This is a genomic window from Klebsiella indica (genome assembly GCF_005860775.1).
Classification (GTDB): Bacteria; Pseudomonadota; Gammaproteobacteria; order Enterobacterales; family Enterobacteriaceae; genus Klebsiella; species Klebsiella indica.
Map to the genome: position 1 here is coordinate 33,141 of NZ_VCHQ01000018.1, position 17,956 is coordinate 51,096.

Consider the following 17,956-nt stretch of genomic DNA (forward strand, 5'->3'; position numbering starts at 1 on the left):
TTGCATGATCAATGTATTGATTGTCGATGATGATTCAATGGTGGCTGAACTGAACCGCCTGTTTATCAGTCGCGTCACCGATTTTCACTGCTGCGGCATTGCCCGGTCGGTTCACGAAGCGCAAGCGCTACTCCGCCATTTATCGCAGATCGATCTGGTATTGCTGGATGTCTATATGCAGCACGAGAACGGGCTGGACTTATTGCCCGTTCTGCGCCAGAACTCGCTAAACATTGATGTCATCATGATAACCTCCGCTGCCGATGCATTAACGGTGAATACCGCCCTGCGTTACGGAGTAGTCGATTACTTGATTAAACCATTCCAGTTTCCACGTCTGGAAGAAGCGCTGTTATCATGGCGCAAAAAACGCGACTTAAAGCGTGGGAAACCCTGCTACGTTCAAGCGGATATTGATCGCCTGCTGCGCGGTGGGGTCCGGTATCAGGACAGCGCCCGCCGTTTACCGAAAGGGCTCACGCCGCAAACGCTTCGTCTGGTGTGTCAATGGATTGATGCCCATCAGGAGAGTAATTTTTCAACCAACGAACTGGCTGCGGCGTTACAAATATCGCGGGTTTCGTGCCGAAAATATCTCATTTGGCTGGAGCAGATAAACATTCTCTACGTCAGCAATCACTACGGCCTGACCGGCCGCCCGGAGTATCGCTACCAACTGGTCGCCGAACATCTGACGTTGCTCAAACACTATAGCCAATGAACCGGATGACCCATTGGCCAGCGTATGCAATCCTGACCGTCTGCCCGAACTACTTCTTTTTCGGATACAGTTCCTTACGCTTGTACGGCTCCATTTCTCCGGGCTTACGGGTTTTCAACAACTTGAGGATCCAGGTGTACTGCTCGGTATGCGGCTTAACAAAAATCTCCACCTCTTCATTCATTCGCCGGGCGATGGTGTTATCGTCAGCGTCCAGCAAATCATCCATCGGCGGACGCACCAGCACCGTCAGACGATGCGTTTTGCCATCATAGACCGGAAACAATGGCACAACACGGGCGCGACACACTTTCATTAAACGACCAATCGCTGGTAACGTCGCTTTATAGGTAGCAAAAAAATCAACAAATTCGCTGTGCTCTGCGCCATGATCCTGATCCGGCAGATAGTAGCCCCAGTACCCCTGACGCACCGACTGAATAAACGGTTTAATGCCATCGTTACGCGCATGCATTCGCCCGCCAAAACGACGCCGCACGGTATTCCAGACATAATCAAATACCGGATTGCCCTGATTATGGAACATCGCCGCCATTTTTTGCCCGCCGGCAGCCATTAGCATCGCCGGAATATCCACGCCCCAGGCATGGGGAACCAGAAAGATCACCTTCTCGTTATTCCGCTGCATTTCATCAATGATCTCTTTACCCTGCCAGTCGACGCGGGAAAGAATGCGCTGCGGATCGCGCAGGCCAAGTTCCGCCATCATTACCATTGCCTGCGGCGCGGAAGCATACATTTCATCAATAATTTGTTCACGCTCCTGCTCGCTCTTTTCCGGGAAACAGTACAGCAGGTTAATCTGCGCACGACGGCGCGAACTCTTTGCTAACCTGCCAACAAAACGCCCCAGTTTGCCGAGGATCGGATCGCGGAAAGAGGCGGGCGTCAGGGCAATACCGGCAAACGCCAAAACGCCTGACCATGCTCCCCAGTAACGCGGCAGTAAAAAGGATTTTTCAAATTTTGGAATAAACTCACTATTATTTTTTTTCGTTTCCATGCCCAATCCGCGAAAGTTTCGCTCAGTATAAATAATGGGGTTAGTTTAACGATACGTTGGATAACGCACAAAAGAAAAAGCCGGTGCGCTCATGGCACCGGCCTTAACTGGCGGGAGATTAGTCAAAACGCAGTTGCGGCATCACTTGTTTTACCTGCGCCAGGTAATCGGTCCGCTCAGCGCCGCTAAGCCCTTCGGTACGCGGCAGCTTCACCGTCAGCGGATTCACCGCCTGCTGGTTAACCCAGACCTCATAATGCAGATGCGGGCCCGTGGAACGCCCCGTGTTGCCCGACAGCGCGATGCGATCGCCGCGTTTCACCTTCTGCCCCGGCTTCACCAGCAGTTTACGCAGGTGCATATAGCGGGTGGTATAGGTGCGCCCATGACGGATGGCAATGTAATAACCTGCCGCACCGCTACGTTTGGCCACCACCACTTCGCCATCCCCCACCGACAGCACCGGCGTCCCCTGCGGCATCGCAAAATCGACGCCACGATGCGGGGCAATGCGCCCGGTGACCGGATTCAGCCGACGCGGGTTAAAGTTGGACGACACGCGGAACTGGCGCGCGGTGGGGAAGCGCAGAAAACCCTTCGCCAGGCCGTTACCGTTGCGGTCATAGAATTTGCCATCCTCAGCGCGGATCGCATAGTAGTCTTTCCCGCCTGAGCGCAGGCGCACGCCAAGCAGCTGGCTTTGCTCGCGTTTACCGTCCAGCATCTCACGCGATAACAGTGCGGAAAACTCATCGCCTTTTTTCAGCTTACGGAAGTCCATCTGCCACTGCATGGCTTTGATCACCGCGCTGATTTCAGTGCTGGTCAGGCCCGCATCGCGCGCGCTGGCGATAAAGCTGCCGCCAACGGTCCCTTTCAGCACGCTGTTGACCCAATCGCCTTTTTGCAGCTCGCTGCTCATTTTGAAACCATTGGCAACCCGGTTATAAGTCCGGGTTTCACGGCGCGACATCTCCCAGGTCAGACTTTGCAAATCGCCATCCGCCGTCAGAGTCCATGAAAGCTGTTGACCTATTTTCAGGTTACGCAGATCTTTATCCACCGAGGAGAGTTGCGCAATATCCCCCATATCAATACCGTATTGATTAAGGATGCTGCTGAGCGTATCCCCGGCCGACACGACATACTCATGACCGCCGGAATCGGTATCCGCTTTATCATCCAGCTCATCCTGCGGGATGCTTTCCTCTTCCTGAGGCGCCTGATCGATAGGCTCAGAGGCTTCCGGCAGCAAAGAACGAATGTCGCTTTGCTCCAGTTCAATTGTTTTGCTGATGGGGGCCGAATCGGGATGGTGGTAGATGTAGGGTCGCCAGACAGCGACCGCTAAAGTTAGAACGCTAAGCGACCCCAGCATAACGCGGTGAGGTCGTGGCAGATTATTAAATGCCTGAGTGACAGCGCGGGCTATCTGTTGCACGTATTCACTTCCTCGTTAATCTCCTTTCAGGCAACTTGAATACTGATTCGCCATCTGGCTCAGAAACTGCGGATAACTCTCTTTACCCAGCTTAATTCCGATACCCAGTGGATCCAGGGTTCCCATGCGCACGGATGTCCCCCTGGCAACAGCTTCTATAACCGCTGGCCTGAACTGTGGCTCAGCAAAAACGCAAGTTGCTTTTTGCTCAACCAGCTGTGTTCTGATTTCGTGTAAACGCTGTGCACCAGGCTGGATTTCAGGGTTGACAGTAAAGTGACCCAATGAGGTCAAACCGTAATGCTTTTCAAAGTAGCCGTAGGCGTCATGAAAAACGAAATATCCCTTCCCTTTCAGTGGTGCCAGCCCGGTAGCAACCTGTTTGTCGGTAGCGGCTAATTTTGCCTCAAAATCCTTCAGGTTGGCGTTAAGTTTGTCTCGACTCTGCGGCATAAGTTCCAATAATTTATCGTGGATTGCAACCGCGGTAAGCCGCGCTATCTCTGGGGAAAGCCATAAATGCATGTTATAGATACCATGATGGTGATCATCGTCACTGTTTTCCCCCGCGCCATGATCGTGACCATGATGATCGTCGTCGTCATCGTCCCCTTTCATGAGTAACGGTTTCACGCTCCCCAGCTCGGCAATCGTCACTTTTTTATTGGGTGCAATGCCTTGCGTTGACTTGTCCATAAAGGCTTCCATCTCTGGGCCGATCCAGACCACTAAGTCTGCGTTCTGTAAGCGTTTTGCATCTGATGGACGCAGTGAATAATCATGTGCTGATGCCCCATCAGGCAGCAAAACCTGGGTATCCGTTACCCCATCTGTAATAGCTGAAGCGATAAACCCCAGAGGTTTGAGCGAGGCGACCACCGCGGCGTTTGCCGACGGCATTGTTGCGAATACAAAAGCGGCGCTAAATCCAGCGCAAAGAAGCGTATTTTTATGTAACATAATGCGTCTAATCATCGTAATGAATATGAAAGATGTGATATTATAACATTCACTAGCTTGTGCAACCCCTAATTTGATATGACAAATCTTGTAACACTGGAAAACGTCGCGGTGGTCTATGGCCAAAGGCGCGTGCTGTCTGACATTTCGCTCACACTAAAGCCAGGCAAAATTTTAACCCTGCTGGGCCCGAATGGCGCCGGTAAATCGACCCTTGTACGGGTCGTTCTTGGGCTGGTAGCACCAACCGAAGGTATTATCAAACGCGAGGGGCGCCTGCGTATCGGCTATGTCCCGCAAAAACTGCATCTTGACGCCACGATGCCGCTGACCGTCAGCCGCTTTATGCGCCTGCGTCCCGGTACTCACAAACGGGATATTCTGCCCGCGCTGAAACGCGTACAGGCAGGACACCTGATTGACGCCCCCATGCAAAAGCTTTCCGGTGGAGAAACCCAGCGCGTATTGCTGGCGCGCGCTTTGCTCAATCAACCACAGTTACTGGTGCTCGATGAGCCGACCCAGGGTGTTGATGTTAACGGCCAGGTGGCGCTGTACGGCCTCATTAATCAGCTACGCCAGGAACTGGATTGCGCGGTGCTGATGGTTTCCCATGACCTGCACCTGGTCATGGCGAAAACGGATGAAGTGCTGTGTCTGAACCAACATATCTGCTGTTCCGGCACGCCGGAAGTGGTCTCCATGCATCCGGAATTTATCTCTATGTTCGGCCAGCGCGGCGCGGAACAACTGGGGATTTATCGCCATCATCATAATCACCGCCACGACCTGCAGGGGCGGATTGTATTGCGTCGGGGAAATGACCGTTAATGATTGAATTACTCCTTCCAGGCTGGTTAGCCGGGATGATGCTCGCCTGCGCGGCTGGCCCGCTGGGTTCGTTTGTCGTCTGGCGTCGCATGTCCTATTTCGGCGATACCCTGGCTCACGCCTCGCTGCTCGGCGTCGCTTTTGGTTTGCTGCTGAACGTCAATCCTTTTTATGCTGTTATCGTCGTAACTCTGCTGCTGGCCGGCGGGCTGGTATGGCTGGAAAAGCGTCCCCATCTGGCGGTCGATACATTGCTCGGCATCATGGCACATAGCGCCCTGTCCCTGGGTCTGGTGGTGGTCAGCCTGATGTCAAACGTGCGCGTCGATCTGATGGCCTATCTGTTTGGCGACCTGCTGGCCGTCACGCCGGCAGATTTGGTTTCAATCACTATTGGCGTGGTGACGGTGCTGGCAATTCTGTTCTGGCAATGGCGCAATTTGCTGTCAATGACTATCAGCCCGGATCTGGCCTTTGTTGATGGCGTGAAGCTACAACGGGTGAAACTGCTATTGATGCTGGTCACTGCGCTGACAATCGGCGTCGCGATGAAATTTGTCGGGGCGCTGATTATCACGTCGCTGCTAATTATTCCCGCCGCGACGGCTCGCCGTTTCGCCCGCACGCCGGAGCAAATGGCGGGTGTGGCGGTTGGCGTGGGGATGATTGCGGTAACCGGCGGCCTGACCTTCTCGGCGTTCTACGACACGCCAGCGGGCCCTTCAGTGGTACTGTGCGCCGCGCTGCTGTTTATACTCAGTATGAGCAAGAAAGCGGCAGCCTGACTGGCTGCCATGACGACGCCCTGTCCGGGCCATCGCCCGGCAGGCAATTACGGCATTTCCGGTGGCGAGATGCCGAAATGAGTCCAGGCTCTCGCCGTCGCCATCCGCCCGCGCGGCGTACGCTGCAAAAAACCCTGCTGGATGAGATACGGCTCCAGCACATCTTCAATGGTTTCCCGCTCTTCGCCGATTGCTGCCGCGAGGTTATCCAGCCCTACCGGCCCGCCGAAGAATTTATCGATGACGGCCAACAGCAGTTTACGATCCATATAATCGAAACCTTCCGCATCCACGTTGAGCATATCCAGCGCCTGAGCGGCAATATCTTCCGAGATACGCCCATCATAGCGAACTTCGGCAAAATCCCGCACCCTACGTAGCAGACGGTTTGCGATTCGCGGCGTCCCTCGCGAGCGGCGCGCAACTTCCAGCGCCCCCGCTTCGCTCATCTCCAGCCCCATATAACGGGCGCTGCGGCTGACAATATGCTGCAGATCAGGGATCTGGTAAAATTCAAGGCGCTGCACAATGCCGAAGCGATCGCGCAGCGGCGACGTCAGCGAGCCTGCGCGAGTGGTGGCGCCAATCAGGGTAAACGGCGGCAGGTCGATTTTTATCGAACGCGCCGCCGGCCCTTCGCCGATCATAATATCCAGTTGGTAATCTTCCATTGCCGGATACAGCACTTCTTCGACTACCGGTGAAAGGCGGTGGATCTCATCGATAAACAGCACATCGTGCGGTTCAAGGTTGGTTAACATCGCGGCCAGATCGCCCGCCTTTTCCAGCACCGGGCCAGAGGTGGTACGCAGGTTGACGCCCATTTCATTGGCGACAATGTTCGCCAGCGTCGTTTTCCCCAGCCCCGGAGGACCAAAAATCAGCAAATGATCAAGCGCATCGCCACGCAGCTTCGCCGCCTGGATAAAGATCTCCATTTGCGAACGAACGTGTGGCTGGCCCACGTACTCTTCCAGCAATTTGGGACGGATGGCGCGGTCAGCCGCCTCTTCATACCCGGTGCTGTCCGCCGATACCAGCCTGTCTGCTTCAATCATCCCTTACCTCACAACGCGGCGCGGAGCGCTTCGCGAATTAGCGTTTCACTGTTGGCATCCGGGCGCGCAATTTTACTGACCATCCGGCTGGCCTCCTGTGGTTTATAGCCCAGCGCCACCAGCGCCGCAACCGCTTCCTGTTCCGCATCATCATCTGTCGGCCCGGCAGGCGATGTCAGTACCAGATCAACGGCCGGGGTGAACAGATCGCCGTGTAACCCTTTAAAACGATCCTTCATTTCGACAATCAAGCGTTCTGCGGTTTTCTTACCGATCCCCGGTAATTTTACCAGCGCCGCCAGTTCTTCCCGTTCAACGGCGTTGACGAACTGTTGCGCTGACATCCCCGAGAGGATCGCCAGCGCCAGTTTCGGACCAACGCCGTTGGTCTTAATCAGCTCTTTAAACAGCGTCCTCTCCTGTTTGTTATTGAAACCGAACAGCTGTTGAGCATCTTCACGAACGATAAAGTGGGTAAAAATTATCGCTTCTTTGCCCACATCCGGCAGCTCATAGATGCAAGTCATCGGCATATGAACTTCATAGCCTACACCGCCGGTTTCAAGTAAAACCAGCGGGGGTTGTTTTTCGAGAATAATGCCTCTGAGTCTGCCTATCACATGGAGCTCCTGAATGAAGAACTGAAAGTCTAATGCGGTATCATAAAAAAAGGCTGGATAGATATCCAGCCTGATTTGACGTTATCGTAGCCGCCCGCGAGCAAGGATCAAGCTGCTTTCGCTGACCTGCGTCGCATTCTGGCTAACGTGGCAGTGGGTGATGGCAATCGCCAACGCGTCTGCCGCATCCGCCTGCGGGTTTGCCGGCAGCTTAAGCAATCTCCGCACCATATGCTGCACCTGGCTTTTTTCCGCGCTGCCAATGCCGACAACGGTCTGCTTCACCTGCCTGGCCGCGTATTCAAACACCGGCAGCCCCTGATTGGTCGCGGCGACAATCGCCACGCCGCGAGCCTGCCCGAGCTTCAGTGCAGAATCGGCGTTCTTCGCCATAAATACTTGTTCGATGGCGAAATAGTCAGGCCGGAACTGAGTGATAATTTCCGTCACACCCGCGTAGATAAGCTTCAGGCGCGACGGTAAATCATCGACTTTCGTGCGAATACAGCCGCTGCCCAGATAGCTTAACTGCCGTCCCACCTGGCGGATAACGCCGTAGCCCGTGACGCGCGACCCCGGGTCAATACCGAGAATAATGGTCATCACGCGCCTCCGGTCATAACTAACCCGTGAGACCCTAAAGATTTCAGTTCACAGCCAGGCGGCCACGCAGCGCATCCCCGGGAGCGTAGATTCACTACGTGACCGGGGTAAGCGAGGAGAGCCAACACCGCTGTGGGCTGAAAGATTACGGGTATCACAGGGTTGCGGCGACCTCATCAGAGATCTCACCGTTGTGATAAACTTCCTGCACGTCGTCACAATCTTCCAGCATATCGATCAGGCGCAGCAGTTTCGGCGCTGTCTCCGCATCCATATCCGCTTTTGTTGACGGGATCATCGACACTTCCGCCGCGTCCGCTTTCAGGCCAGCGGCCTCCAGTGCGTCGCGGACGGCGCCCATCTCTTCCCATGCGGTGTATACATCAATTGCACCGTCGTCATAGGTCACGATATCTTCTGCACCCGCTTCCAGCGCCGCTTCCATAATGACATCTTCGTCGCCAGCTTCGAAGGAGATAACCCCTTTTTTGCTGAACAGATAGGCAACGGAACCATCAGTCCCCAGATTGCCGCCTGTTTTGCTGAACGCGTGACGCACTTCGGCAACGGTACGGTTACGGTTGTCAGACAGGCATTCAACCATCACCGCCGTACCGCCTGGACCGTAACCTTCATAAATGATGGTTTCCATGTTGGCGTCATCATCACCGCCAACGCCACGGGCGATAGCGCGGTTCAGCGTATCGCGCGTCATGTTGTTGGACAGCGCTTTATCAATCGCCGCGCGCAGACGCGGGTTGGAACCCGCGTCGCCGCCGCCCAGACGCGCAGCAGTGACCAGCTCACGAATAATTTTAGTGAAAATCTTACCGCGCTTGGCATCCTGTGCCGCTTTGCGATGTTTGGTATTGGCCCATTTACTATGACCTGCCATAAAAAACTCTCCAAAAAAGCGCGCCTTTTCAGGCGGCGTTAATTACAAATTCTTCAATCGCCTGCCGGTTGCTCCAGGACTTGGTCAACATGGCGGCTTCCGGGGCATCAACCCAGCGATAGTCCAGATGTTCCGTAAAGACAATCTGGCGTTCATGGGGAAGCGCAAGGCGGAACCAGAATTCCGTATTGCGCTCAACGCCCGGCGCATAGCGATGACGTAAATGAGAAAATATCTCGAATTCTACCGTACGCTGACAGTCGATCAGAGACAGTCGCTCGCAGGCAACGTCAATGGCAACCTCTTCCTTTACTTCACGTGCGGCAGCCTGCGATGCGGTTTCACCCGCTTCCAGACTGCCGGTTACCGACTGCCAGAAAGCGGGATCATCGCGACGCTGCAACATCAGCACCCGCTTCGTATCCTCGGCATAAATCACCACCAGCACGGAAACGGGAAGCTTGAATGACATCTTACTTATTCTCCGGAGACGCTTTTGCCTCTTTCGCCACAACCTGAATACCCAGCTCGCCCAGCGACGCCGGGTTAGCGAAGCTTGGCGCTTCAGTCATCAGACAGGCCGCGGCGGTGGTTTTCGGGAACGCGATGACATCACGAATATTATCGGTGCCGGTCAGCAGCATGGTCAAACGGTCAAGACCAAATGCCAGACCCGCATGCGGCGGTGTACCGTATTTCAGCGCATCCAACAGGAAACCAAATTTCTCACGCTGCTCTTGCTCATTAATACCCAGAATGCCAAATACGGCCTGCTGCATCTCGCTATTGTGAATACGCACGGAACCACCGCCGACTTCATAACCGTTGATAACCATATCGTAAGCATTAGCCACCGCCTCTTCTGGTGAGGCTTTCAGCTCTGCGGCGGTTAGATCTTTCGGCGAAGTGAAGGGATGGTGCATCGCCGTCAGGCCACCTTCGCCATCATCTTCAAACATCGGGAAGTCGATAACCCACAGCGGCGCCCATTTTGCTTCATCGGTCAGTTTCAGATCATTGCCCAGCTTCAGACGCAGCGCGCCCAGCGCATCAGCAACGATTTTTTTATTATCCGCGCCGAAGAAAATCATATCGCCATCTTGTGCGCCGGTGCGCTCAAGGATCGCGGCAACGATTTCAGCGTTAAGGAATTTCGCCACCGGACTATTGATACCTTCGAGGCCTTTCGCACGCTCAACCACTTTAATATAGGCTAGCCCTTTCGCACCGTAGATCTGCACGAACTTGCCATACTCATCAATTTGTTTACGGGTCAGAGCGGCGCCACCGGGAACGCGCAGCGCAGCAACGCGGCCTTTGACGTCGTTAGCAGGACCAGCGAAGACGGCGAATTCCACCGCTTTCACCAGATCGGCTACGTCCACCAGCTCCATCGGGTTACGCAGGTCTGGTTTGTCGGAACCATAGCGACGCTCGGCCTCGGCAAAAGTCATGATCGGGAAATTTCCCAGATCCACGCCTTTCACTTCCAGCCACAAATTACGCACCAGATCTTCCATCACTTCACGCACCTGAGGGGCGGTCATAAAGGAGGTTTCAACATCAATCTGGGTGAATTCCGGCTGACGGTCCGCACGCAAGTCTTCATCGCGGAAGCATTTTACAATCTGATAGTAACGGTCAAAACCAGACATCATCAGCAGTTGTTTAAACAACTGAGGAGACTGCGGCAGCGCGTAGAATTTACCCTTATGAACGCGTGATGGCACCAGATAGTCGCGCGCGCCTTCCGGCGTGGCTTTCGTCAGCATCGGCGTTTCGATGTCGAGGAAGCCGTGGTCGTCCATAAAGCGGCGCACAAAGCTGGTGATTCTGGCGCGCGTCTTCAGGCGCTGAGCCATCTCCGGACGACGCAGATCCAGGTAGCGATATTTCAGACGCGCTTCTTCAGTATTGACGTGATTAGGATCCAGCGGCAGCGCTTCGGCACGGTTAATAATCGTCAGGTCTGAAGCCAATACTTCAATAGCGCCGGTGGCCATATCGCTATTGACGTTTTTTTCGTCACGCGCACGCACGGTGCCGGTGACCTGGATGCAGAACTCATTACGCAGTTCGGAGGCCAGCTTTAATGCATCCGCACGATCCGGATCGAAAAACACCTGCACGATGCCTTCGCGGTCACGCATATCGATAAAGATAAGGCTACCAAGATCACGACGACGGTTGACCCAACCACACAGAGTCACTTGCTGCCCTACGTGGGACAGACTGAGCTGTCCGCAATATTCTGTACGCATGAGATATCCCTTAACTTAGCCGCAGGCGGATTGTTGCCTGCCTTGCAGGCGACGAGGTCGCAGCTTTAGCTGATGTCACAACTGAATGAAAAAAGGCGGCTATTATACTGGAAATAATGCCGCACGATAAGCCCGGCACAGCCTGTACGTTGCTTTGCTGTACGCTTATTGCCCACACACATAAACGTTAACAAAATTTGTTACCCGCCGACAGGAGGAACAACGGTATGGTAACGGCCTGACAGCAAGCGAACATAGGGGGATTTCATGTTAGAACTTAATGCAAAAAACACCGCGCTGGTCGTTATCGATCTGCAGGAAGGTATTTTACCTTTCGCCGGCGGCCCACATCATGCCGATGAGGTGGTTGCCCGGGCAGCAGCACTGGCGAAAAAATGCCGCCAGCGAGATACCCCTGTGATAATGGTTCGCGTCGGCTGGTCGGCTGATTTCGCCGAAGCGCTAAAACAACCGGTTGATGCGCAGAGCGGCGCCCACGCCCTGCCGGATAACTGGTGGACCTACCCGCGCGCGCTGGAAAAAGAGGCAAGCGATATTGAAGTGACAAAACGCCAGTGGGGGGCCTTCTATGGCACCGATCTTGAGCTACAGCTTCGTCGCCGCGGTATCGACACCATTATTCTGTGCGGTATCTCCACCAATATCGGCGTCGAGTCTACGGCGCGCAATGCCTGGGAGCTGGGCTTCAATCTGATCATTGTTGAAGACGCCTGCAGCGCGGCCACTGCCGAGCAGCACCAGAGCAGCATGACATATATTTTCCCGCGTATCGCCCGCGTGCGCAGCACCGAGGACGTTCTCGCCGCGTTATAATATCTTCACCAATAATTCGAGACATATCCCAAAACGGTTAATCATACTGAACAGCGCACGCGCTGTTCAGGGAACAGCAGCGATCTTTTCCTGTCCCGCAACATGCAATTATTCATGTCATATATTCAACTCTAATAAATTAGTCGTTATATACCCGTCATACTTCAAGTTGCATGTGCGTTGGCTTTCCTCGTTCACCCCAGTCACGTACTGGGGTACGCTCCCGGGGATTCACTGCGTCGCCGCCTTCCTGCAACTCGAATAATTTAGGGTATAAATATTTTAATCGTTAATATTTGAAAAATATTTTTAAATAAATATTTTTTAAATACCCTTCATTGTGATTAATATCACATAAACCAATTTTCATAATAACGTTAAAAGAAACCAGAATAACGACCAATTCTGCGACATAGTATCCTGGCCAGATTACATATCAGATAATCTGGAGTTATATAATGCATGAATATAATTTTAGCGAAATCATTCATCGTTATGATACTTATAGTGCAAAATGGCATAACTATGATAGAGATGTCATCTCTTTATCGATTGCTGATATGGATTTTGCCACTCCAGCATTTATCACTGCAGCACTTATACAATTTGCGCAAAAGAAAATTTATGGTTATACGTTATTGAGTGATGACTGGAATAAAATCACCTCAGACTGGTTTAAACGGCATTATAACTGGCATGTTAACCCCGATCATATTTTATTTTGCCCCCGAATCATTCAGGCCATATCGCTTTACATACAAAACTATACGCATGCCGGAGACAAAATAACCCTATTATCGCCAGCCTATGACCCCATTCGCCATTCAGTTTCGGCAAATCAAAGAACATTGTTAGAAAGCCCTCTAATTTACTCAAACAATCGCTATCTAATTGACTTTGACGATCTTGAAAATAAATTCAGCGTATCAGTGTGTTTTATTCTGCTATCACCACACAATCCAACAGGCACCGTCTGGTCAACACAAGATCTGAGAAAAATAGCGAAACTTGCCGAACAATACCAGGTTTTCGTTATTTCGGATGATGTACATGCCGATTTTAACTTTACTGAACAAAAACATCAAAGCATATCATCAGTGAGTGAGTTCGTTGAACACAACTCATTTATTTGCACGTCGCCATCAAAAACATTCAATATGGCAGGATTAGAAGTCGCCAATATTGTTATTGCTAATGAAAAGCATCGCAATAAATTTAAAAACTGCTTAATTGCTTCTGGCATTCACAATCCAAATTATTTTTCCGTGCCTGCTTTTATCGCTGCCTATACTCAAGGCGACTTCTGGTTAACAGAAGTAAAGAAACAGCTGCAGCATAATAAAATCTGGGTGATAAGCGCGTGTAAAAAATATTTTCCAGAATGGCATATCACCGACAGTCAAGGAACCTATATGTTATGGGTAAACTATCAAAAAATGAATATTACTGAATCACAGTTAAAATACTGGTTTATCAATTTAGCCAAAGTTGAGATGAGTTTTGGCCGTGACTTTGGCTACACCGGGAATGGGTTCTTTAGAATCAATATCGCGACCCCGCTCTCCCTGCTCAAAGAAGCATTTGAGCGACTTATTCAAACTAATCCTTATCACCATTAAAGGAGTGCGCCATGCCTGCTTTTATATCGATAATCAATGATTCTGTTACTGAAATCTATCCTGAAGTGGTTCAGTGGCGAAGACATTTCCACCAGTATCCGGAGCTCTCATTTAAAGAATATAAGACGGCTGAATTTATTTACCAAAAACTATTGGCATTAAACTGTTTTGAGATTGAGAGGCCGCTTGAAACGGCTGTTGTTGCTACACTAAAAGGTTCCGCTCCGGGTAAAGCGATTGCTTTACGTGCTGATATTGATGCTCTTCCCGTTAACGAAGAAAATGATGTTGATTACTGTTCGGTCAACAAAGGGATAATGCACGCCTGTGCTCATGATGGCCATGCCGCAGCATTACTCGGTGTGGCATATATTTTAGCCAGGTATAAACACCTGATTCAGGGTTCGATAAAACTGATATTTCAACCTGCTGAAGAAATTGGTTCCGGTGCAATCAGATTAATTGATAAAGGTATTTTAAATGGGCTGGACTATCTATTTGGCATACATATATGGTCACCGCTTGAGTTGGGGAAAATAGGTATTTGCTATGGGCCAATGATGGCCGCTGGCGACTTTTTTAAAATTGAAATAAAAGGTAAAGGGGGTCATGGCGCGATACCACAAGAAGCCATTGACCCGGTGGTCATTGGTTCTGAAATAGTTTTAGCATTACAATCCATTGTTTCCCGTAAAATTAATCCGATTAGAACCGGTCTAATCTCAGTGACTAAATTTGACGCCAGTTCATCATATAACACTATCCCCGAAACAGTTAATTTAGGCGGTACATTGCGTTCATTAGATATGGAGACAATGGAGCAACTCTATCGAGGAATTGAAAAACTTAGTCAACAAATTGCCCAGGCACATGGCGCTACCGTTTCTGTCAGCTTTGATAGTCGTCCAAATGCAGCTCCGCTGGTTAATAATATTGCAGTAACCCAAATGGTTGAAGAAGCGTTAATCGAAGGTATTGGACAAAACCATTGCCAACGTACCGATCCAACCTTAGCCGGCGAAGATTTTTCCCAATATACCAAACATGGTATTCCCGCTTGTTTTTTATTTATTGGCACTCGGGCTGAAAACTCTGACTACCCTCATCACCACCCCCGATTTAATATTCAAGAAGAATCAATGCTATTTTCAATGAAAGCTTTCCTTAACATTATTCGCAAAATAGCGATGACACAATAAGAGGCTTAGCAACATGCATAATAATCAAAAAATACCTTTATATGAAAAAATCAGTTATGGGTTAGGCGATACTGCATGTAACCTAATTTATATGGTGGTAACCACTTATCTTACTTTCTATTTCACTGATGTTTATGGAATTAGCGTAACAGTTGTTGGGGTATTAATGCTGGCGGTACGCTTTCTCGATATGATAGATAGTCCAGTATTAGGCATTTTAATTGATAAAACCAATACCCGCTGGGGAAAATCCAGGCCCTGGATTTTATGGTTTTGCATACCCTTTGCCGCATCCTGTATCATGCTCTTTTGGGGGCCAGACTTAAGCGCAACCGGAAAAATGATTTACGCATTCGCTGCTTATGTCATGGTTAGCGTATTTTATTCATGCGTAAATAATCCACTATCGACCATGTTACCAAGCTTAACGAGCGATCAGCAAGAAAGAACAGTGGCTAATACTTTCCGTATGCTGGGCGGACAATTTGGTGGCCTTATCGTTAATATGACACTCCTGCCTTTAGTTGCATTTTTGGGTGCCGGGGATATGCAAAAAGGATTTTTTGCCACTCTCTGCCTTTATGCAGTAGTGGGTGTGGCCTTGTTACTAATTACATTCTTTAACACTCGCGAAAGAGTAGAAACATCATCGAGTAAACAGTCCTTACCTTTTAAGGAGGGTATTAAATCTATCAAAGGGAATACGCCCTGGCTGATGGCTCTATTATTAACAATTTTCTGTTATATCTGTTATACACAGCGTTCGACTGCTGCCATCTATTATTTGACTTATTATATTGGGCAACCAGATGTTGTGCCAATTGTAAACTCATTAGCGATGTGTAGTATTTTAGGTTTATTCATGGTGCCATTTTTAACCCGCCATTTCGATAAGCGCTGGGTAATCCTGGTAGGTTATGCTGTATTTGCATTGGGGCAGTTTATTATATTCTTAGGTGATAAAAACCTTTGGATTATCTATTTTGGAACTGTTTTTGGTGCTATAGGCAAAGGATTTACTTCAGGTTTATTATTTGTCATGATTGCCGATACTGTTGATTTTGGCGAGTGGAAATCAGGGATTCGGGCGCAAGGATTATTAGTCTCAACCGCTGCCGGCATTGGTATCAAACTAGGCGCCGGGCTTGGCGGAGCCATTCCGATGTGGATTTTAGCTTCCGGTGGTTATGTTGCCAATCAACCACAAAGCCAGGAGTCAATGAATGCAATTGTCGCAAGTTATATTTGGGTACCTATTGCTTTTGCACTTATATGCGTGCTGATCTTATTATTCTTTAAATATGAAAAACCCTTTAATGAAATCATCGCGGATCTCAATGAACGAAATAAAAACAAACAACCCGCACAGTGATAGCTGTGTGCATTAACACATATTCGATCTGACAGTTACCGGTTAGTATACTGGTGTCTGTCAGATTATCTCTGGCTTATGTTTTGCACAGAGCAATAGCGGTAAACGCATCACGTGAGACGCAAATCATTCTTCCGCCTTTCGCTACCATGCTTTTACTGGCCTGACGCAATAAATATTGCGTTCAGGAGCAACCTCAGATATGCTCGATCCATAAGGTGATGGTGTTCCACCTTTCCCAACCGCCGGTTCATTCGAACCGGATGATGACGCCTGATATACAACTGTTGCTGTTTTTCTATACGCAGGTATGTCAGGTGTTCATATGCAAAACTTAACCACTATTTCCGTACTTCCGGCTACACCCACCGTTGAAAGCGATTCTTTCATTCGCGTTTTTGGTCATCGCAATCCTGACAGCGACACGATCTGCAGCGCACTGGTTGTTGCCGACTGGCTCAACTACCGCGGTCAACTCTCGCGGCCTTATCGCCTCGGTGAAATCACACCGGAAACCCAATACATACTGCAAGCGGCAGGCGTCACGCAGCCCGAATTGCTCACTGAAGATTTGACGGATAAAACGGTCTGGCTGGTCGATTTCACCGATGTTGAACAGGGACCGCCCACACTGACGGACAGCAACGTTATCGGCATCATTGACCACCATCGGCTCGGAACTATTATTACCAGAAATCCGCCAGATGTCTGGATCCGCGCGGTCGGCTGCTGTGGGACGGTAATTCTACATATCCTGAGCATAGAGAGCCCTATGCCGCTTACTGCGGCGCAGGCTATACTGCTTATGGGCGCAATTCTCAGCGACACTGTCGCACTTAGCGGTCCAACCACCACCGCCGAAGATCGAAAAGCCGTTGCCATGTTACGGGAAATCGCAGGTGTGGATTATGACAAATTCGTTGCCGGGCTACTTACCGCCAAAACAGATTTAACCGGTCAATCGGCTTTCGTACTGCTTCATCGCGATGCCAAGAATTATCAAATCCACGGTATCTCTTTGCTGTTATCGCAGATCGAGGTTCACGACATGGCCGATATTACTCCCCACCTTGCTGCCCTGCAGCAGGAGATTGACCACAGTTGTCAACATAGCGATCTGGATATGGTTGTGCTGATGGTAACGGACATTACGCACCATAATTCCATGCTGTATTTTTCAGATAACAGTCTGACAGGCGCACGTCAGGTCTTTTTGCCCGGCATGACAAGCAGAAAAAAAGAGATTCTGCCCTGGCTTACGCAACGTTTTGTATCAACTAAGAGGTGAGGTATGCAAATCTACCGGCACGCATTGGTACTTGTTCAGAATGAAACCGATGGTCAGCTACTGCTCCAGCATGCCGAATGTCTGGCAAAAGAAACGGGAACCCTTATTACGGTCGGTCATATCAGTACTGATTATCGGGAAATGGATTTCACGAGTGATTCACTCACCAGGGACCTTCAGGCGCGCGAGATTATCGACGCAAAAGCCATGCTGAGTCGCCTGGTGGAATCCTGCAGTATTGATATTGAAGTCAGATCCATTGTCACTATCCATCGTTTCAAAGATGTTGAGGCTATTATCCAGCGAGAGAACATCGATCTGGTTATGCTGGGGCATAAAAATCGTCTATTTGGTGAATACTCATCGTTCTCTTTTGAATTTATCAATCATCTTTCTATTGATGTACTGATTAAACATATATCCACTCCTTAAAATAAGGTCATTT

18 protein-coding genes and 1 riboswitch are annotated in these 17,956 nt (G+C 50.3%); of the genes, 9 read left to right on the forward strand and 9 right to left on the reverse strand.

The features are described from left to right. The first annotated feature begins 4 nt into the window (after positions 1–4). Positions 5–721: a two-component system response regulator DcuR gene (gene dcuR, locus FE839_RS14390; protein WP_138361488.1), complete on the forward strand. Its 717-nt coding sequence runs from the start codon at positions 5–7 to the stop codon at positions 719–721. A 49-nt stretch (positions 722–770) separates the two neighbouring features. Here dcuR and lpxM read toward each other — a convergent pair whose 3' ends face one another. From lpxM to znuA, 3 genes are all read right to left on the reverse strand, one after another. Further along, the gene (gene lpxM, locus FE839_RS14395; RefSeq protein ID WP_138361489.1) at positions 771–1,745 is read right to left on the reverse strand and encodes a lauroyl-Kdo(2)-lipid IV(A) myristoyltransferase; all 975 of its coding nucleotides are present in this window, start codon (positions 1,743–1,745) and stop codon (positions 771–773) included. A gap of 118 nt (positions 1,746–1,863) precedes the next feature. Continuing rightward, on the reverse strand, positions 1,864–3,186 hold the full coding sequence (gene mepM / locus FE839_RS14400; RefSeq protein WP_138361490.1) for a murein DD-endopeptidase MepM: 1,323 nt from the start codon (positions 3,184–3,186) through the stop codon (positions 1,864–1,866). 15 nt (positions 3,187–3,201) lie between these two features. Further along, complete coding sequence (gene znuA / locus FE839_RS14405; RefSeq protein WP_138361491.1) at positions 3,202–4,146, reverse strand: zinc ABC transporter substrate-binding protein ZnuA; 945 nt, start codon at positions 4,144–4,146, stop codon at positions 3,202–3,204. Between the two features lie 78 nt (positions 4,147–4,224). Between znuA and znuC the strand changes: the two genes are divergently transcribed. Both znuC and znuB read left to right on the forward strand, forming a co-directional pair. Continuing rightward, positions 4,225–4,977 carry a zinc ABC transporter ATP-binding protein ZnuC gene (gene znuC / locus FE839_RS14410; protein ID WP_138361492.1) on the forward strand — a complete coding sequence of 251 codons (753 nt, stop codon included), beginning with the start codon at positions 4,225–4,227 and terminating at the stop codon, positions 4,975–4,977. Further along, positions 4,977–5,762, forward strand: a complete 786-nt coding sequence (gene znuB, locus FE839_RS14415; RefSeq protein WP_138361493.1) for a zinc ABC transporter permease subunit ZnuB — start codon at positions 4,977–4,979, stop codon at positions 5,760–5,762. Before znuC ends, znuB begins: the two co-directional genes overlap by 1 nt. A gap of 47 nt (positions 5,763–5,809) precedes the next feature. On the opposite strand, the gene ruvB is transcribed toward znuB, so the two are convergent. From ruvB to aspS, 6 genes are all read right to left on the reverse strand, one after another. Further along, positions 5,810–6,820: a Holliday junction branch migration DNA helicase RuvB gene (ruvB, locus tag FE839_RS14420; protein WP_138361494.1), complete on the reverse strand. Its 1,011-nt coding sequence runs from the start codon at positions 6,818–6,820 to the stop codon at positions 5,810–5,812. Positions 6,821–6,828: 8 nt separating this feature from the next. Further along, complete coding sequence (gene ruvA / locus FE839_RS14425) at positions 6,829–7,440, reverse strand: Holliday junction branch migration protein RuvA (RefSeq protein ID WP_138361495.1); 612 nt, start codon at positions 7,438–7,440, stop codon at positions 6,829–6,831. Between the two features lie 81 nt (positions 7,441–7,521). Next, on the reverse strand, positions 7,522–8,043 hold the full coding sequence (gene ruvC / locus FE839_RS14430) for a crossover junction endodeoxyribonuclease RuvC (RefSeq protein ID WP_138361496.1): 522 nt from the start codon (positions 8,041–8,043) through the stop codon (positions 7,522–7,524). A 154-nt stretch (positions 8,044–8,197) separates the two neighbouring features. Next, positions 8,198–8,938, reverse strand: coding sequence for a YebC/PmpR family DNA-binding transcriptional regulator (locus FE839_RS14435; protein WP_138361497.1), 741 nt, complete (start codon positions 8,936–8,938; stop codon positions 8,198–8,200). A 28-nt stretch (positions 8,939–8,966) separates the two neighbouring features. Continuing rightward, positions 8,967–9,410, reverse strand: coding sequence for a dihydroneopterin triphosphate diphosphatase (gene nudB, locus FE839_RS14440; RefSeq protein ID WP_138361498.1), 444 nt, complete (start codon positions 9,408–9,410; stop codon positions 8,967–8,969). A gap of 1 nt (position 9,411) precedes the next feature. Beyond that, positions 9,412–11,199 (reverse strand): aspartate--tRNA ligase, encoded by a 1,788-nt coding sequence (gene aspS / locus FE839_RS14445; protein ID WP_138361499.1) that lies wholly within the window; start codon positions 11,197–11,199, stop codon positions 9,412–9,414. Positions 11,200–11,466: 267 nt separating this feature from the next. On the opposite strand from aspS, the gene FE839_RS14450 reads away from it, so the two are divergent. The 6 genes from FE839_RS14450 (at position 11,467) to FE839_RS14475 (ending at position 17,943) form a co-directional block, all read left to right on the forward strand. Then, entirely contained in the window at positions 11,467–12,033 is a 567-nt protein-coding gene (locus FE839_RS14450) for a hydrolase (RefSeq protein WP_138361500.1), read from the forward strand. A gap of 458 nt (positions 12,034–12,491) precedes the next feature. After that, positions 12,492–13,652 (forward strand): MalY/PatB family protein, encoded by a 1,161-nt coding sequence (locus FE839_RS14455; RefSeq protein ID WP_138361501.1) that lies wholly within the window; start codon positions 12,492–12,494, stop codon positions 13,650–13,652. Between the two features lie 11 nt (positions 13,653–13,663). Further along, positions 13,664–14,851, forward strand: a complete 1,188-nt coding sequence (locus FE839_RS14460; RefSeq protein ID WP_138361502.1) for a M20 metallopeptidase family protein — start codon at positions 13,664–13,666, stop codon at positions 14,849–14,851. A 13-nt stretch (positions 14,852–14,864) separates the two neighbouring features. Further along, a complete protein-coding gene (locus FE839_RS14465; RefSeq protein ID WP_138361503.1) occupies positions 14,865–16,223 on the forward strand; it encodes a glycoside-pentoside-hexuronide (GPH):cation symporter in 1,359 nt (452 codons plus the stop codon). Positions 16,224–16,431: 208 nt separating this feature from the next. Beyond that, a riboswitch (Fluoride riboswitch) is annotated at positions 16,432–16,506 on the forward strand. A gap of 42 nt (positions 16,507–16,548) precedes the next feature. Then, positions 16,549–17,511, forward strand: a complete 963-nt coding sequence (locus FE839_RS14470) for a manganese-dependent inorganic pyrophosphatase (protein ID WP_138361504.1) — start codon at positions 16,549–16,551, stop codon at positions 17,509–17,511. A gap of 3 nt (positions 17,512–17,514) precedes the next feature. After that, a complete protein-coding gene (locus FE839_RS14475; RefSeq protein WP_138361505.1) occupies positions 17,515–17,943 on the forward strand; it encodes an adenine nucleotide alpha hydrolase family protein in 429 nt (142 codons plus the stop codon). The last annotated feature ends 13 nt before the right edge of the window (positions 17,944–17,956 follow it).

What these genes read in the sequence shown, in the direction of transcription:
- dcuR (WP_138361488.1), top strand. Translation starts at nt 5, where the DNA reads ATGATCAATGTATTGATTGTCGATGATGATTCAATGGTGGCTGAACTG.
- lpxM (WP_138361489.1), bottom strand. Translation starts at nt 1,745, where the DNA reads ATGGAAACGAAAAAAAATAATAGTGAGTTTATTCCAAAATTTGAAAAA.
- znuA (WP_138361491.1), bottom strand. Translation starts at nt 4,146, where the DNA reads ATGTTACATAAAAATACGCTTCTTTGCGCTGGATTTAGCGCCGCTTTT.
- znuC (WP_138361492.1), top strand. Translation starts at nt 4,225, where the DNA reads ATGACAAATCTTGTAACACTGGAAAACGTCGCGGTGGTCTATGGCCAA.
- znuB (WP_138361493.1), top strand. Translation starts at nt 4,977, where the DNA reads ATGATTGAATTACTCCTTCCAGGCTGGTTAGCCGGGATGATGCTCGCC.
- ruvB (WP_138361494.1), bottom strand. Translation starts at nt 6,820, where the DNA reads ATGATTGAAGCAGACAGGCTGGTATCGGCGGACAGCACCGGGTATGAA.
- ruvC (WP_138361496.1), bottom strand. Translation starts at nt 8,043, where the DNA reads ATGACCATTATTCTCGGTATTGACCCGGGGTCGCGCGTCACGGGCTAC.
- FE839_RS14435 (WP_138361497.1), bottom strand. Translation starts at nt 8,938, where the DNA reads ATGGCAGGTCATAGTAAATGGGCCAATACCAAACATCGCAAAGCGGCA.
- nudB (WP_138361498.1), bottom strand. Translation starts at nt 9,410, where the DNA reads ATGTCATTCAAGCTTCCCGTTTCCGTGCTGGTGGTGATTTATGCCGAG.
- aspS (WP_138361499.1), bottom strand. Translation starts at nt 11,199, where the DNA reads ATGCGTACAGAATATTGCGGACAGCTCAGTCTGTCCCACGTAGGGCAG.
- FE839_RS14450 (WP_138361500.1), top strand. Translation starts at nt 11,467, where the DNA reads ATGTTAGAACTTAATGCAAAAAACACCGCGCTGGTCGTTATCGATCTG.
- FE839_RS14455 (WP_138361501.1), top strand. Translation starts at nt 12,492, where the DNA reads ATGCATGAATATAATTTTAGCGAAATCATTCATCGTTATGATACTTAT.
- FE839_RS14460 (WP_138361502.1), top strand. Translation starts at nt 13,664, where the DNA reads ATGCCTGCTTTTATATCGATAATCAATGATTCTGTTACTGAAATCTAT.
- FE839_RS14465 (WP_138361503.1), top strand. Translation starts at nt 14,865, where the DNA reads ATGCATAATAATCAAAAAATACCTTTATATGAAAAAATCAGTTATGGG.
- FE839_RS14470 (WP_138361504.1), top strand. Translation starts at nt 16,549, where the DNA reads ATGCAAAACTTAACCACTATTTCCGTACTTCCGGCTACACCCACCGTT.
- FE839_RS14475 (WP_138361505.1), top strand. Translation starts at nt 17,515, where the DNA reads ATGCAAATCTACCGGCACGCATTGGTACTTGTTCAGAATGAAACCGAT.